Origin of the sequence: Vibrio sp. V08_P9A1T1, assembly GCF_963874405.1 — a bacterium.
Lineage (GTDB): Bacteria > Pseudomonadota > Gammaproteobacteria > Enterobacterales > Vibrionaceae > Vibrio > Vibrio anguillarum.
On record NZ_CAWNIB010000222.1, the window covers coordinates 50,731 to 67,101 of the forward strand.

17 protein-coding genes are annotated in these 16,371 nt (G+C 45.4%); 3 read left to right on the plus strand and 14 right to left on the minus strand.

Annotated elements, in window-relative coordinates:
- The first annotated feature begins 83 nt into the window (after window positions 1-83).
- Both glnD and AACT21_RS09185 read left to right on the plus strand, forming a co-directional pair.
- A complete protein-coding gene (gene glnD / locus AACT21_RS09180; protein WP_094163819.1) occupies window positions 84-2,708 on the plus strand; it encodes a bifunctional uridylyltransferase/uridylyl-removing protein GlnD in 2,625 nt (874 codons plus the stop codon).
- Between the two features lie 128 nt (window positions 2,709-2,836).
- Complete coding sequence (locus AACT21_RS09185) at window positions 2,837-3,220, plus strand: DUF3461 family protein (protein WP_026027637.1); 384 nt, start codon at window positions 2,837-2,839, stop codon at window positions 3,218-3,220.
- Window positions 3,221-3,364: 144 nt separating this feature from the next.
- Here the strand turns inward: AACT21_RS09185 and pgpA are convergent, their stop codons facing one another.
- The 14 genes from pgpA to AACT21_RS09255 form a co-directional block, all read right to left on the minus strand.
- On the minus strand, window positions 3,365-3,868 hold the full coding sequence (gene pgpA, locus AACT21_RS09190) for a phosphatidylglycerophosphatase A (RefSeq protein WP_094163821.1): 504 nt from the start codon (window positions 3,866-3,868) through the stop codon (window positions 3,365-3,367).
- The gene (gene thiL / locus AACT21_RS09195; protein ID WP_026027917.1) at window positions 3,865-4,839 is read right to left on the minus strand and encodes a thiamine-phosphate kinase; all 975 of its coding nucleotides are present in this window, start codon (window positions 4,837-4,839) and stop codon (window positions 3,865-3,867) included. Before thiL ends, pgpA begins: the two co-directional genes overlap by 4 nt.
- A gap of 123 nt (window positions 4,840-4,962) precedes the next feature.
- The gene (gene nusB / locus AACT21_RS09200; protein WP_013856197.1) at window positions 4,963-5,430 is read right to left on the minus strand and encodes a transcription antitermination factor NusB; all 468 of its coding nucleotides are present in this window, start codon (window positions 5,428-5,430) and stop codon (window positions 4,963-4,965) included.
- Window positions 5,430-5,900: a 6,7-dimethyl-8-ribityllumazine synthase gene (gene ribH, locus AACT21_RS09205; RefSeq protein ID WP_026027639.1), complete on the minus strand. Its 471-nt coding sequence runs from the start codon at window positions 5,898-5,900 to the stop codon at window positions 5,430-5,432. Before ribH ends, nusB begins: the two co-directional genes overlap by 1 nt.
- 208 nt (window positions 5,901-6,108) lie before the next feature.
- Window positions 6,109-7,218 (minus strand): bifunctional 3,4-dihydroxy-2-butanone-4-phosphate synthase/GTP cyclohydrolase II, encoded by a 1,110-nt coding sequence (gene ribBA / locus AACT21_RS09210; protein WP_013856195.1) that lies wholly within the window; start codon window positions 7,216-7,218, stop codon window positions 6,109-6,111.
- Between the two features lie 88 nt (window positions 7,219-7,306).
- A complete protein-coding gene (locus AACT21_RS09215) occupies window positions 7,307-7,963 on the minus strand; it encodes a riboflavin synthase (protein ID WP_010320134.1) in 657 nt (218 codons plus the stop codon).
- 1 nt (window position 7,964) lies between these two features.
- Window positions 7,965-9,062 carry a bifunctional diaminohydroxyphosphoribosylaminopyrimidine deaminase/5-amino-6-(5-phosphoribosylamino)uracil reductase RibD gene (ribD, locus tag AACT21_RS09220; RefSeq protein WP_017047324.1) on the minus strand — a complete coding sequence of 366 codons (1,098 nt, stop codon included), beginning with the start codon at window positions 9,060-9,062 and terminating at the stop codon, window positions 7,965-7,967.
- 6 nt (window positions 9,063-9,068) lie between these two features.
- On the minus strand, window positions 9,069-9,518 hold the full coding sequence (nrdR, locus tag AACT21_RS09225) for a transcriptional regulator NrdR (protein ID WP_010320136.1): 450 nt from the start codon (window positions 9,516-9,518) through the stop codon (window positions 9,069-9,071).
- A 131-nt stretch (window positions 9,519-9,649) separates the two neighbouring features.
- Window positions 9,650-10,900 carry a glutamate-5-semialdehyde dehydrogenase gene (locus tag AACT21_RS09230; protein WP_081245041.1) on the minus strand — a complete coding sequence of 417 codons (1,251 nt, stop codon included), beginning with the start codon at window positions 10,898-10,900 and terminating at the stop codon, window positions 9,650-9,652.
- A gap of 13 nt (window positions 10,901-10,913) precedes the next feature.
- Window positions 10,914-12,053: a glutamate 5-kinase gene (gene proB / locus AACT21_RS09235; RefSeq protein ID WP_038148735.1), complete on the minus strand. Its 1,140-nt coding sequence runs from the start codon at window positions 12,051-12,053 to the stop codon at window positions 10,914-10,916.
- Between the two features lie 122 nt (window positions 12,054-12,175).
- Window positions 12,176-12,565 carry a sigma factor-binding protein Crl gene (gene crl, locus AACT21_RS09240; protein ID WP_026027640.1) on the minus strand — a complete coding sequence of 130 codons (390 nt, stop codon included), beginning with the start codon at window positions 12,563-12,565 and terminating at the stop codon, window positions 12,176-12,178.
- A gap of 100 nt (window positions 12,566-12,665) precedes the next feature.
- A complete protein-coding gene (frsA, locus tag AACT21_RS09245) occupies window positions 12,666-13,913 on the minus strand; it encodes an esterase FrsA (protein WP_047689297.1) in 1,248 nt (415 codons plus the stop codon).
- An 88-nt stretch (window positions 13,914-14,001) separates the two neighbouring features.
- Entirely contained in the window at window positions 14,002-14,466 is a 465-nt protein-coding gene (tet(34), locus tag AACT21_RS09250; RefSeq protein ID WP_010320141.1) for an oxytetracycline resistance phosphoribosyltransferase domain-containing protein Tet(34), read from the minus strand.
- Between the two features lie 39 nt (window positions 14,467-14,505).
- Complete coding sequence (locus AACT21_RS09255; protein ID WP_013856188.1) at window positions 14,506-15,801, minus strand: NCS2 family permease; 1,296 nt, start codon at window positions 15,799-15,801, stop codon at window positions 14,506-14,508.
- A 103-nt stretch (window positions 15,802-15,904) separates the two neighbouring features.
- Here AACT21_RS09255 and AACT21_RS09260 point away from each other — a divergent pair, with 103 nt between their 5' ends.
- Complete coding sequence (locus tag AACT21_RS09260) at window positions 15,905-16,033, plus strand: hypothetical protein (protein WP_254917176.1); 129 nt, start codon at window positions 15,905-15,907, stop codon at window positions 16,031-16,033.
- The last annotated feature ends 338 nt before the right edge of the window (window positions 16,034-16,371 follow it).

Genomic DNA, 16,371 nt, shown 5'->3' on the forward strand with positions numbered 1-16,371 from the left:
CTCTTGCAGGGATATTTTTTTATCTGCAGTGATTTGATACAGTCAGTCTACGTTGTGACATATCACCAGCATGGATTGCCGTTATGCCTTTTCAGTCTCCCCTCACCTTTACTGACACACAACTCACTATCGGCGAGCTTAAACAACAACTTGAACAGTTCACTCAGCATCAGAAACATCAATTTTTGCACCACCATCCGGTCAACGACCTAGTATTAGGCCGCTCTGAATATATGGACCAACTGCTCTACAGGTTATGGGAACATTATTCATTTTCGCAGGTTCCAGACATCAGTTTAGTGGCCGTCGGAGGCTATGGCCGCGGTGAACTTCATCCTCTTTCGGATATCGATATTCTGGTCGTCTCCAATCATACTTTACCCGCTGAACTCGGCAGTAAAATTAGCGAATTCATTACCCTGTTGTGGGATTTGCGTTTAGAAGTGGGCCATGCCGTGCGTACCGTGCAGCAGTGCGCTGAGATTGGCCGTGAAGATTTAACCGTCGCGACAAACTTACAAGAAGCTCGGTTATTATGTGGCAGCGAAGAGACATTTTATAAACTCAAGATGTTGATTCATTCCGAATCATTTTGGCCAAGCGAAACCTTTTACCGCGCCAAAATTCAAGAGCAGCGCGACCGACACGCTCGTTACCATGACACCACTTATAACCTTGAACCCGATATCAAATCGACTCCTGGAGGCTTAAGGGACATTCATACTTTAAGCTGGGTGGCTAGACGCCACTTTGGTGCAACATCACTGCTTGAAATGAGTCGTTTTGGTTTTTTAACTGATGCTGAATATCGTGAGCTAGTAGAGTGCCAAGACTTTTTATGGCGCGTGCGCTTTGCGCTGCACATTGAATTAAAACGCTATGACAATCGGCTTATTTTTGCTCATCAAGCTCAAGTGGCAGAACATCTGGGCTTTACGGGTGAAGGGAATCGCGCAGTCGAGATGATGATGAAAGAGTTCTACCGTACGCTACGTCGTGTTGCGGAACTCAACAAAATGCTCCTGCGTCTGTTTGATCAAGCCATACTCAATAACGGCGAAGAAGCCGTGGCAGAAATTTTAGATGATGATTTTCAACGTCGTGGCAACTTAATAGAAGCTCGCAAACCCGCGCTTTTCCAAGCTCGCCCTGAAACGATCTTAGATATGTTTATTCATATCGCCAATGATTCCAGCATCGAAAGCGTCGCACCCACAACCATGCGCCAGTTGCGTACAGCCAGAAGGCGGCTCAATAAATTCCTGCACACCATTCCCGAAGCGCGTGAAAAATTCATGGCATTGGTACGTCACCCTAACGCACTACATCGTGCATTCAGCCTGATGCATAAATTAGGCGTGCTCGCCGCTTATCTTCCCCAATGGAGCCAAATTGTTGGACAAATGCAGTTCGACCTATTCCATGTTTATACGGTCGATGAACACTGCATTCGTCTTCTCAAACACATCAATACCTTTAGCTACGCACAAAATCACGATAAACACCCCATCTGTTGCGAAGTCTACCCGCGTCTCCAGAAAAAGGAGATGCTGATTCTGGCCGCTATTTTTCACGACATTGCCAAAGGGCGTGGCGGCGATCACTCTGAAATCGGTGCGGTAGAAGCCTATGATTTTTGTATTGAACACGGTTTATCAAAACCTGAAGCAAAATTAGTCTCTTGGCTGGTACAAAACCACCTCTTGATGTCGGTAACGGCGCAAAGACGCGACATTTACGACCCAGATGTCATTACCGAATTTGCCAAAAAAGTGCGCGATGAAGAGTATCTCGAACATCTTGTTTGCCTGACTGTCGCCGACATCTGCGCTACCAACCCTGAGCTTTGGAACAGTTGGAAACGCACCTTGCTGGCAGAGCTATATCACTCAACACAGCGGGCACTTAGGCGTGGGCTTGAAAACCCGGTAGATGTGCGCGATCGCATTCGCCACAACCAACAAATGGCATCCGCATTGCTTCGTAAAGAAGGCTACAGCGCACGCGAAATTGAAGTGCTTTGGCAACGCTTTAAAGCGGATTACTTTTTGCGTCACACTCACAAGCAGATCGCTTGGCATTGTGAGCACCTACTCAAACATAGCGACCCAAGCCAACCGCTGATCCTAATGAGCAAAAAAGCCACTCGTGGCGGCACTGAATTGTTTGTTTACACTAAAGATCAACCCGCCCTCTTTGCGACTGTGGTTGCTGAACTGGACCGTCGAAATCTCAATGTTCATGATGCGCAGATCATGTCGAGTAAAGATGGCTACGTCCTTGATACCTTCATGGTACTGGATCAAAACGGCCATGCAATTGACGAAGAGTGTCACCCATCGTTGATCAAACACCTACTCAGTGGGCTAGAAACGGGTTGGCAGAACAAACTGAAATTGCGCCGCACACCACGTAACTTGCAACATTTTAAAGTCAAAACTAAAGTCGATTTTTTACCCACCAAAAGCAATAAACGAACCTTAATGGAATTAGTCGCACTTGATACTCCGGGACTGCTGGCAACGGTCGGAGCCACATTTGCTGACTTAAACATTAACCTGCATGGTGCAAAAATCACCACCATTGGCGAACGAGCAGAAGACTTGTTTATTCTCACCGGTTCGCAAGGCGGAAAATTGAGTGAAGAAGAAGAGTGCACGTTACGTGAAATGCTGATTAAAAATGTTTCTGAACTCGCGCCAAATTAAACGGAAAAGGAAAGCGATCTGGTCCACAACTTGAACCATTGATATCACGATGAACTATCTCGGGCGAGCATGGACTGCTACATTGAAATGGTTCATTGATGTGTCACAAAATACAATAGAGGTTGCCTATGTATCCCTACCTCACCGGTTTAGGCATTCAAGATCCTAAACAGATTGAGCGCTATTCACTTCGTCAAGAAGCCCATAAAGATGTGTTGAAGATTTACTTTCATAAGCAGAAAGGCGAGCTGTTCGCTAAAAGCGTGAAATTTAAATACCCTCGACAAGTAAAAAATGTATTGGTCGATAGCGGCAGCCATCAATACAAAGAGGTGACGGAGATCAACCGTAATTTAACCTTGGTGATTGATGAACTAAATAAAATCACTAAGCCGGTTCCTATGAGTGATCTCGATCTGAAGCAAAAAATATTGACTGACTTGCGCCATTTGGAAAAAGTGGTCACGAGCAAAATCGCTGAAATTGAAGCTGACTTAGAGAAGCTAAAATAGTCTCAAGACGGTAAAGTAACTTTAGATACCCAGAGCATCGAATAACCCTGTTTCAGATAACTCTTCACTGACAAAAAAGGTTCCCAAAGGAACCTTTTTTGTTGCTAAGTCTAAGCCGTCAATCAATATTGAACGCTGACAATGTTATAACCAACCCGCCCAAAAGCCGACCCAATACAGCGCAATCGCGGATACAACACCTGCCACGATATCATCGAGCATAATCCCCAAACCACCATGCACTCGTTTATCTAACCAACTGATCGGCCACGGTTTGAGCATATCGAAAAAGCGAAACAGCACGAATCCAGCCACCAGCCATTTCCAATCTAAACTAGGCAGTTCAAGCACTGGCACGACTAGCATTGTTATCCAAAAACCGGCAAATTCATCCCACACAATCGAACCGTGGTCATGCACTTTCATGTCGTCAGAAGTCACTTGGCAAATTTTCACGCCCACCAAGCAAGCCAGCACAACCACAGCACAATATACAGTGAGAGGTAGCTGTACTAACAGTAAATAAAAAGGCACTGAGGCAAGCGTTCCCATTGTGCCGGGCACGATAGGCGATAGGCCACTGCCAAAACCCGTGGCCAAAAGATGCCAAGGGTTCTTTAATGAGATTAATGCGATAGGGTTTGTCATCCGTTCACCTTAAAATGATCATAGCCGCTTAACTGCCAATTGAGTTTTTTTCCTTGATGCTGAAGCTCAAAAATACCCTGCGGGCGAATTTGGCCAATGCAACTCACCTTACAACCGCAATGAGCAAGCGCACTTTCGATGGAACCTCGGTTATGCTCTGGAACAGTGAAACACAACTCATACTCTTCACCGCTGGTTAGTGCATATTGCTGGGCTATTTGTCTCTCGCCCACAAACTGCAACAGCTCTTGCGAAATAGGCAACGCACCAACATCTAAACTCACCCCAACATTTGAACGATGCAAAATATGCTTGAGATCAGACACCAAACCATCGGAAATATCAATTGCAGAAGAAGCCAAATGAAGCAATGCTTGGCCAGCAAGAATTCTTGGCGTTGAGAGATAGTGACGCTTTTCAAGCTCTTGGGCAAAAGGTTTATGGCGTAAGCTTGGGTCAAGAATCACATCGAGCCCTGCTTGGCTATCACCGAGTTCACCAGTGACGTAAACCCAATCTCCCACTTTGGCTCCACTGCGCAGCAGCGCCAATTCTTGTGGCACAAAACCTTGTACTGTCAAGGTAATGCTCAATGGTCCTTTGGTTGTATCCCCACCAATTAGCTGAATATTGTAGTAATTCGCAAGTTCGAAAAAAGCATCACAAAAGGGTTTTAGCCATGCTTCATCGACACTAGGTAGAGTGAGTGCGAGCGATACCCAAGCAGGCGTTGCCCCCATCGCAGCCAAATCACTGATGTTAGATGACAATGCTTTATGAGCCACCCAAGCCGGATTCGCATCGGTTAAAAAATGAGTGCCTGCGACTAAGGTGTCGGTACTGATGGCGATCCGAACATTTTCTGGTGCTTTGACCAATGCACAATCATCTCCTAGAGCAAGAGAGACATCTTTACGTTGTGACTGACGGTTAGAGAAATAGGTATCGATTAAATTGAATTCACCGAACATAAAAAATTCCCTGCCCTGAGTTTTTATTATGTACATCATTTCTCATCGCTTAGGGCTTTCGCGGAGAAAGATCCGTCATAAAAAAGGTCAGCGAATGCTGACCTTTTATTTTAAAACGACTTATTATTTTTTGCGTACATGTGGGGCGGCTTTATCAAGCACGCCATTCACAAATTTATGGCTATCTTCAGCAGCAAATACCTTTGCTAACTCAATCGCCTCATTGATGACCACTTTATATGGCACATCATCGCGACGAGTCATTTCGTACATGGCTAAACGAAGTAACGCCAATTCCATCATGTCTAAGTCTTGCATTGGACGAGACACGAAAGGACGCAATTTGCTATCTAGCTCTGTGTGGCTTAGCACTACACCCGTGAGTAGATCACGGAAATATGCAACGTCGGTTTCTGGAGCCGCTAACGCTGGCTCAGCAGCATGATGCTCTTCTTCATCATACTTACCACCCGAGAGGAATTGCTCTTCGATAGTGGCAACATTTTCTTTTGTAATTTGCCAAGAATAAATTGCTTGTAGCGCAAATTGACGTGCATTACGACGTGCGGCTGGTTTCACACTGGCCCCCATTAGGAATCGATTTCTGAAAGAACGTTAATCATCTCAAGCGCGCTTAGTGCAGCTTCTGCACCTTTGTTACCAGCCTTGGTTCCCGCGCGTTCAATGGCTTGATCGATGGTATCAACAGTTAGAACACCAAATGCCACTGGAAGGCTGTATTCCAGAGACACTTGCGCCAAACCTTTATTGCATTCACTGCACACATAATCAAAGTGTGGCGTACCACCACGAATCACAGTGCCAAGAGACACGATAGCGTCGTATTTACCCGTTTTTGCTACGCGTTGAGCAGTAAGAGGTAATTCGACAGCACCAGGGCAGCGAACAACAGTAATATTGTCATCGCTAACTTGTCCGTGACGCTTTAAAGTATCGATTGCACCAGAAAGCAGGCTTTCGTTAATAAAACTGTTGAAACGAGAAATAACGATAGCAATTTTTGCATTTGGTGCGGGGAAACCACCCTCGATCACTTTCATAAGCCTTCCTTTAACTATATACACAAGTGAGAATCGCCGGATTCTAGCACAATTTTGTGAGCAATATCTAATGGAAATTCGGCTTAGACGGCAAACCAAGCGGCTAATCAGCGAAATAATAAAGGAAGCGTTGGGCTTCCTTTATTGGTTTTATTACGGTGTATTTTTAAATGTGACCTTAGGTTCTAAGCGCTAAAACGAGATGACATTATTGGCAAACATACTCAGTCACATTCAAGCCGAAACCGCCTAAAGCGTGATACTTTTTATTGGCTGAAGAGAGTAAACGCATATCACGAACACCTAAATCCGCCAGAATTTGTGAACCAATCCCCACACGGCGTGAAGTGCCTTGTTTTTTCGCTAAAGTAGGCGCTTGGCCTTTGTCTTGTTGCTCAAACATTTTAACGCGGTGGATCAATAAGTCGCTCGACTCTTCATTACCTAAAATGACCAATACGCCGCCCTCTTGGCCGATACGCTGCATCGCTTTATCTAAAGTCCAACTGCGTTCAGCATTGCGATCACTGCGCAGCAAATCGGTAAAGGTATCGTGCAGATGAACTCGCACCAATGGCGCTTGACCATCCAATGTGCCTTTTTGCAATGCGTAGTGGATCTGATTATCAATCACGTCGCGGTAAGTGATCAGTTCAAATTCACCGTATTCTGTCGGCAACTTGCACTGTGCAACACGCTCAATGGTCGTCTCAGTATTGTTACGGTATTCAATCAGATCAGCAATCGTACCGAGTTTTAAACCATGTTGCTCGGCAAACACTTCAAGATCAGGGCGACGCGCCATGGTGCCATCATCATTTAAAATTTCGACGATCACAGACGCGGGCTCTAACCCAGCGAGGCGCGCCAAATCACAACCGGCTTCCGTATGCCCAGCGCGAGTTAAAACGCCCCCCTCTTGTGCAGCTAGTGGGAAAATGTGACCAGGTTGCACTAAGTCTGAAGCTTTCGCCTCTTTCGCCACCGCAGCTTGTACCGTCACGGCGCGATCGGCCGCTGAAATGCCGGTAGTTACGCCTTCGGCCGCTTCAATCGAGACGGTAAAATTGGTGGTGTATTGAGCATTATTATCCTGCACCATAGGAGCCAAGCCTAAACGCTGACAACGAGCTTTAGTCATGGTTAAGCAGATCAGGCCACGACCAAATTTAGCCATAAAATTAATCGCTTCAGGAGTAACGTGCTCGGCGGCCATGATCAAGTCACCTTCGTTCTCACGATCTTCGTCATCCATTAAGATGACCATTTTCCCAAGGCGAATATCTTCAATGATCTCTTGCGGGGTACTTATTGGCATACTCTATTTTCCTATCGCTGAACTATTTTCCGCACAGTCCCTGACTTAGATTTATCCACGACCGTGGTGGCATGGGACAATACGCGGTTTACGCAAAACCATTTTGTTGTAAAAATGCTAAGCTAATTTTCGACTCTGGTGTCTCTTCATCTTGCTGGTTTTGCAGCAAACGCTCCATATAACGCGCGAGCACATCCACTTCCAAATTCACTTTACGCCCAACATGAAACGCATCAATGGTCGTTTCGGCAGAAGTGTGAGGCACTATGGTCAGCTTAAAGGCATTCTTTCTTAAATCATTCACAGTGAGGCTGATACCATCTACTGTAATTGAGCCTTTTTCAGCCACGTATTTATTCAATGCCGGTGGGATCGCTACCCAAAACTCTATCGAACGACCAACGGGATTACGTTCAATGATTTCACCAACACCGTCAACGTGCCCAGAAACAATGTGTCCACCAAAACGAGTGGTGGGCAACATGGCTTTTTCTAGGTTGACCTTGTCACCAACTTGATAGTGAGCAAACCCGGTTTTGTTGAGCGTTTCTAGTGAGAGATCCGCTGTATATTGAGTGCTGTTATAATCTACCACGGTCAAACAGACACCATTTGTGGCAATACTATCACCAAGTTTGACATCGCTCATATCAAGATGACCGACTTTCACGGTCACACTGATGTCTTCACCTTTGGGTGTAATCGCGGCAAGTGTACCTACCGCCTCGATAATTCCTGTAAACATGCTATTTATCTTTTATTTTAGGTACGGCAATGATCCGAATATCCGGCCCAACTTGTCGTACATCTTTGATGATTAACTCTAGCGTATCCGCCATGGAAGATAGCCCCAAAGCACCAAATAGCCCCCGACCATCACTACCCATGATTTTAGGCGCTAAGTACAAAATGATCTCATCGACCAATTGGGCTTGGATCAGTGAACGAGCCAGTGTGGCACCAGCTTCTACCCAGAGATGATTCATTTGTGACTGCTCAGCTAAATAAGCTAAGGTATCCGCTAACTCAAATTGTGTCTGGTTGCTATTGAGCAATGACGTATGTTCAGTGCCAAGCACCAATACTTCACCGGAATGTTGATACAGCTTTAGACCATCATGGAGTTGGTTTTGCCTGTCAAGAATGACTCGCACTGGTTGGCGTAACTGATGTTGTGGGTAGTTCACTTGCACTGATGGAGGCAGTTCATCCCAACGCACAGTCAATGAAGCATCATCTTCAATCACTGTTTTGCTGGTCGATAAAATCCCACCCGCTTTGGCGCGAAATTTTTGCACATCTCGCCGCGCGGCCGCTGAAGTGATCCATTGACTCTGACCATTATTGAGTGCTGTTTGTCCATCAAGACTTGCGGCCATTTTCAATTGGACAAAGGGCATCCCACTTGTCATGCGTTTAATAAAACCCGGATTGAGCGCGATGGCATCCGCTTCTAACAAACCGACTTCGACTTCAATCCCAGCGTCACGCAGCATTTGAATACCACGCCCAGCGACTTGAGGATTCGGATCTTGCATTGCGCAAATCACTTTCGCCACTTTGGCGTTAATCAAGCCTTCAGCGCAAGGCGGTGTACGGCCATGATGCGAGCAAGGCTCTAAAGTGACATAAGCGGTAGCGCCTTGCGCTTGCTCGTTTGCCATGCGTAAGGCGTGCACTTCCGCATGCGGCTCACCAGCACGAACATGAAAACCTTCACCAACAATCTGCTCTCCTTGAGTGATCACGCAGCCGACATTGGGGTTAGGTTGAGTGGTAAAAACGCCACCTTTGGCAAGCTCAATGGCTCGCGACATCATTTGATAATCAAAAGGAGTAAACATAAGCGATTAATCTTCCAGCTTCGCTATTTCTTCACCAAACTCACGAATATCTTCAAAACTGCGATACACGGAGGCAAAGCGGATGTAAGCGACTTTATCGAGTACTTTGAGCTGCTCCATCACCAAGTTACCAATCATTTTACTTGGGACTTCTCGCTCACCAGTAGCTCGCAACTGAGATTTAATCATACTGATTGCAAGCTCAATCGCATCGGCGCTGACGGGGCGTTTTTCTAATGCTCGCTGTATACCACCGACCATTTTATCTTCGTTAAACGGTTCACGATTTCCATTTGATTTGATGACTCTTGGCATCAAGAGCTCGGCCGATTCAAACGTGGTAAAACGTTCATTACATGCCAAACATTGACGGCGACGGCGCACTTGATGGCCATCTGCGACAAGACGAGAATCAATCACTTTGGTGTCGTTCTCTGAACAAAAAGGACAATGCATATCACCTCCATAGCAATGAGCATCAGTGTACCGGAATTAGTACGCAAGTTGAACGCAAAAGGGGCATCAGCCCCTTTTCAATCTCTATTTTGTTAACAACCACACTTTGCGTTATCCATAACGAAAAGAACTTAACGACGTGATAAGTAATTGGCTTTGCCAACCCACTTGTAACTGGTCAACTCTTCTAAGCCCATCGGCCCGCGAGCGTGCAATTTTTGGGTCGAAACGGCCACTTCAGCGCCTAAACCAAATTGAGCGCCATCGGTAAAACGCGTCGAAGCATTGACATACACTGCAGCAGAGCCCGCGGAATTAATAAACAGCTCTGCATTAAATAGGTCATTTGTCATGATAGCATCCGAATGGCTTGCATTGTGTTCACGCATATGTTCAATCGCTTGCTGCACGTCATCGACCACTTTGACGCCCAAAGTGTAACTTAGCCATTCGGTGTCAAAATCGCCTTCAACGGCCTCTCTCAACTGTTTCGCATGGCTCATGCAGGCTTGGGCTTTTGGCTCGACAACGAAGGTCACTTGATCATTAAGTCGTAGCACCAGTTTTGCCAAAAATTCACTCGCAATCGCTTGATGAACCAGCAAAGTATCCAATGCGTTGCACGCAGAAGGGCGCTGAATTTTTGCGTTTTCAATCACCTCGACTGATTTATCTAGATCCGCCGATTGATCAACAAAAATATGGCTAATGCCAAAACCACCAATAATCACCGGAATGGTGCTGTTTTCTTTGCACATTTTATGTAGGCTAGCGCCGCCGCGCGGAATGATCATATCGACATATTCATCCAGCTTGAGCAGCTGTGAAACCAGTTCGCGATCCGGTTTTTCAATATACTGCACCGCAGCCGCTGGAAGTTGCGCTTTTTCTAGCGCCGATTGAATAACGTTGACTAGCGCCATATTGGAGAAAAAGGTCTCTTTCCCTCCCCGTAAAATACTGGCGTTACCCGTTTTTAAACACAATGCCGCAATATCAATGGTCACATTAGGACGCGCTTCATAAATAACGCCCACCACACCTAACGGTACTCGGCGGCGAGACAATGACAATCCGTTTTCAAGCACTCGGCTATCGATTTCACTACCGACAGGGTCATTGAGATTAATCACATTACGCACGTCATTAGCAATGGCTTGCAGGCGCGATTCATTGAGCAATAGGCGATCAAGCATCGCATCGTTCAACCCGGCTTGGCGGGCCAGTTCGATATCTTGGGCATTCGCTTTTAAAATCGCGGCGCTCTGCGCCTCCAGTTCATCGGCAATGATCGCTAATGCATTGTTTTTTTGTGTCGTTGAAACGGTAGCGAGCTGGAAAGCGGCCTGTTTGGCGGCTTTACCCATTATGGTTAAATCCACTTTCTTTTCCTTACTATTCTTGGATCACAACAAGATCATCGCGATGAATGACTTCTGAGCCATAATCGTAACCTAAAATGCCTCCGATATCTTTGCTGTGTTTGCCCGCGATTTTGGCTAAGTCTTGGCTGGAATAAGCGGCGATGCCACGGGCAATTAATACGCCTTGTTTATCGGTTACTCGCGCCACTTCACCACGTGCAAAAGTACCACTGACATTCACTACCCCTTTCGCTAATAAGCTACTGCCATTCGCGACTACAGCGTTGACGGCTCCGCCATCAATGACAATGTCACCAGAAGCGGCAGGACCCGCTAAAATCCAGCGTTTGCGGTTTTCTAACGCTTCGGTACATGGCAAAAAACGTGTGCCTTGTGGCGCATCACTTAAAGAATCAAAAATAACGTTGCTTGCACGCCCTGCGGCGATAATGACTTCAATCCCTGCACGACGAGCAATATCAGCGGCCTGAAGCTTAGTTGCCATACCTCCGGTGCCAAGCGTGGTACCACTGCCCCCAGCGATTTTACGCAAGGTATCATCAATGGTTTTAACTTCTTTAATTAGTTCAGCGTTAGGATCTTTACGCGGGTCAGCGGTGAAGAGCCCTTTTTGGTCAGTGAGCAGCAGCAGTTTATCGGCACCGCATAAGATACCAACTAAAGCTGACAAATTGTCGTTGTCGCCTACTTTGATTTCACTGGTTGCCACTGCATCGTTTTCGTTGACGACGGGAATAATATCGTGCTCGACCAAGGCATTAATGGTATCTCGCGCATTCAAAAATCGCTCACGGTCTTCCAGATCGGCCCGAGTCAGCAGCATTTGGCCGATTTTAATCCCGTAAATAGCAAAAAGAGATTCCCATGCTTGAATCAGTTGACTCTGCCCAACCGCAGCAAGCAACTGTTTGCTAGCCATTGCGTTGGGGAGTGCGGGGTAACCTAAGTGTTCTCGACCAGCGGCAATTGCGCCCGACGATACAATCACCACTGAGTGGCCTTGCTTTTTCAGTTCAGCACATTGACGGACAAGCTCAACCATATGAGCTCTATCTAACGCCAAAGTACCACCGGTTAATACACTGGTTCCTAGCTTCACAACGATTGTTTGAAGTTGCACCGCTTTTCCGCTTTGTTGATTCGTTGTCATGATTTCTTCTGAAATGGAAAACACATAAGAGCTGATGTTTTAGCAATCAAAGCAATAATTCACAAGTAGAAAAGGTGCTAAAAAGCACCTTTTTCATCACGAGGGTAAGGGGATAACGAAAATCAGACGAATTCAGCGGAATCTTGTGCAATCTCAACACTCAATTCAAAGCGCTCATAGAGACTCGCTACCAGTTTGGCATGAAACTCTTCTTGGGTGCGTTTGACTTCAGAAAATACGGATTTAGGAATTGCGTCGGCATCCCACGCGCCAGCTAAGTTGTAACGTCCTGTATGATACTTAGCCTCAAACCCTGATTCTTTCTTAGTAAGTTCCAGCCACCAGCCCCAAAACTCTCGTTTCTCTGGGGATTTTTTGTCATTAACGCAAGACGCAAGGCAATCAAATAAGTAGTGATCCTCACGACATTGGCCTTCTCGTAAATAAGGTCCAATAGCTTTTAAAGCAGACAATAAGCGATAATGAGTCGGGGTGTGGGTCATTTCTGACATATTGACTCTCCATTTCAATGTTAAGAACGATCATTATTTTTATTAATCATATGCTTGTTACCGCATACCAATATCATGCTTAACTAATTTAGTAGAAAAGTCACCTAAATAGCTCATCTTCTAACCACTTTATCGCTAAATCGAGGGATTGCTCATATCCTTGTGTAATTGTTTTGCTTTTTATCTGTTTCGCTTTGCCATATTCACTAAAAATTGCAACTAATTGATTATCCGAATAGGGTGAAATGGGATCACCTTCTAATCCTAAAGCCAAAATCGGAACTTTAGTTCGCCTACTGGTTAAAAAACCTTGCACTTTCAGTGACCACGCTCGCATCAACCCAGCAAGGCTATTAATATCCACCACGTCTTTACCTAAACGAGACGCCAGCACATCAATATACATTTTGGGCATTTTTTTCAATTTTTCTGGCGAAGCTAAAATATCGTGGATAGGTGCACCTAATGAAACACAAGCCTTGATTTTATCTTGCTCTAGAAAAGAGAGCCTGATCATGGAGTTACCACCAAATCGAAATCCAACAAGCCCCACTTTTCGATGATCAACCCAAGGCAAGCTTTCCAGTTCATTGAGTACGGCTTGATGCAGACATGAAGAATCTTCAGTTAAAGGCCAATGGGAGCTATGACCTATAGAGGGCATATCAATGGTTAACATCGCAATATCTCTAGGCGCGAGATAATCTCTAAACAAACGCCACATATCCGTCTGCAAACTGTCTAAACCGGCGCTAACCAAAACGACCGGATGAGGCCTATCGGTATTGGGCAAATGCAAATTAGCGACTATTTTTTTGTTCTTATAGGGTACTTCAACTTGCTTAATCACATAACGAGTCAATTTGGCCGCTTCGTTATAAGCGCTGTTTGACAGTATCTGCGCCTGCAAGGATAAATTATCATTTTTTAGATGCGGATAACCAGCAATGCTAAAGCAGAGCGACGCGGAAAAAAGTTCATTGGCCGCCTCTTCGTCTTGCTTGTCATTAGCGCGCTTTTGGTGACGCATCCCCAGCTTAGTCCACTCGTATGCCCAGTTACCACTGTGATAGCCCATAACCGTATCTAACCAATCCGCTTCGGTTCGCGAATGTTTCGAAGAGGCAATGCGGGCGAGAACTTCTTCTTGCTCTACAGGATCAACACCTTGCCATATCCACTGTAAACGCCTGAGATTTCGATACCAAACGTACCCTTCTTGTTGTTTTTTAAGATCCAAAATTTCTTGGCTACTTGGCATATAGCGAATTAATGCCGAGGTTTCTTGAGCTTGCTTGTGTTTCTGGAACAAGGTTTCAGAAAGATTTTGGCTGTTAGATTCAGACATAAGTCGATTCAATTGAGAGCGGTGCTCTAATAGTAATAAAAAAAATGGCCCGATAAAGGGCCATTTTCAAATAAACGCAAGAAAAGCATTACTTTTGTTTACGGTTAATCGGTTCTGCGTATTGAATCGTCATATCCCATGGCTGCTCAATCCACGTATCTTGAGCAATATCCACAACATAATCATCTAACAAGCTTACGCCAGAAGGCTTCGCACACACCGCAATCAATTTCGCTTTAGGATACATTTCACGTAGCTTACGTGCGGTATCACCACTATCGACCAAATCTTCAACAATTAAGAAACCTTCGCCGTCACCTTCAGGTGCTTTGATCACTGTCATGTCACGCTGGTGATCATGATCGTAACTTGAAATGCAAATCGTATCGACATGGCGAATACCTAATTCACGCGCCAATATGGCACCAGGAACCAGACCACCACGGCTCACCGCCCAAATACCTTTCCATTGCTCTGCAGGCATCTGTTTTTCTGCCAATTGACGACAGTAAGTCTGCATGTTGTCCCAAGTGATAACGAATTTATTGCTCATTGTTGTAAACCTAATTATTTAAATAATCTGTGTCGTTCATTACATTGCAGAGGCGATATACTTAAAGATGAAGATGGCTGACATCACCCACACACTCATCGATACACTGCGCCCTTTGCCACTAAATAGTTTGATAGCCGCATAAGCAATGAAACCAAGAGAAATACCTTCTGCGATAGAGAATGTCAGCGGCATTAGTAAACAGGTAACGACGACAGGAGCCGCTTCTGTTAAATCGCGCCAATCAATACTGACCAAACCAGAAAGCATCAAAATTGCCACGTAAAATAATGCACCAGACGTAGCGTACGCAGGGATCATTCCAGCTAATGGCGAGAAGAATAATGCAAGTAAGAACAAAATGCCAACAACGACTGCAGTCAGCCCTGTGCGCCCGCCAGCAGCAACACCCGCCACACTTTCAATGTAAGAGGTTGTGTTTGATGTACCCAGCAGGGCACCGACTGACGTAGCAGTAGAATCGGCAAGCAATGCTTTATTTAGACGTGGGATTTTACCATCTTTGCCAATCAAATCTGCCTTTTGCGCCACGCCAACTAAGGTGCCAGCCGTGTCAAATAGATCGACAAACAGAAACGCAAACACCACTGAGATCATACCCACTTCAAAAACGGCGGAGAAATCAAGCTGCAAAAAAGTTGGCGCAATACTTGGTGGTGCCGACATAATGCCATGCCACTGAACGTCACCAAACACTAAACCAAGGCCAGTAACCGCAAGAATCGCGATCATTACGGCACCCTTTAAACCACGATGAACCAAAGCAATCGTCAGGAAGAAACCTATCGCACCGAGTACAGCAGGAAGAGAAGTAATTGCGCCGACAGAAACCAAAGTTGCAGGGTTATCAACCACAATGCCTGCATTCTTCAGGGCAATAAAGGCAAGAAAAAGTCCAATACCGGCCGAGATCCCCGTTCGTAATGACATCGGAATCGAACCGATGATCCACTCACGGATTTTAAAGATACTAAGAAAAATGAACAGCACACCAGAAACGAATACCGCCGCCAGCGCAACTTGCCATGTATATCCCATGCCGAGCACAACGGCGTAAGTAAAAAATGCGTTTAACCCCATACCCGGAGCCTGCGCAATTGGGTAGTTGGCGACAAAGCCCATGATGAAACAGCCAATAGCCGCCGCAAGACACGTAGCAACAAATACTGCACCACGGTCCATGCCGGCATCCGCTAAGATCGCAGGGTTAACAAAGATAATGTATGCCATCGTGAGAAATGTCGTTATTCCTGCGATAACCTCAGTGCGCACGTTTGTGCCATATTCACTAAGTTTAAATAGCCTTTCGAGCATGATCGAGTCCTATAAGGGTAAAAAGTAAACGGTTGCGTAATCGATTGGCTGTGGATTATAGAGAGATCAGATCACAAATTCCAGATAGAATTAAGGCTGTAATATGCTTTTATTAATGGCTTATGAACCTAGTCGCGCTTCATTTCTTCAAAAAGAAAAAGCGGATTTCCATATCGTATTGCCGTTGAGCCGTAGCCGTAGCCGTAGCCGTAAAGGAAGTGTTGAACATTGAGATAAAAAAACGCCACCTCATCTGAGGTGGCGGCGAATCATTTTAGCCAAACTGACTACAAAAAAATTCCAATATCTAGGGGGTGAACATACAGTTCAAATAACATGCTTAAAGTCTTAATAACCAAAGCTTGTTGGGTAAGCAAAGTTGCCAGTATAAACAGACTTGTTTGTCCAGAACATTGCTGATGGTAAACCTTTCATAACTATCACCTTATAAAATCAATTGAACATAAATTTGATTTCTCGGTTCCATGGAGGCGATAAACGGACTCATCCTTTGAGCATTTTTTCTTCGCTTTCGAAGTTGGTTACAAATATACCACCAAGAAATTAAAT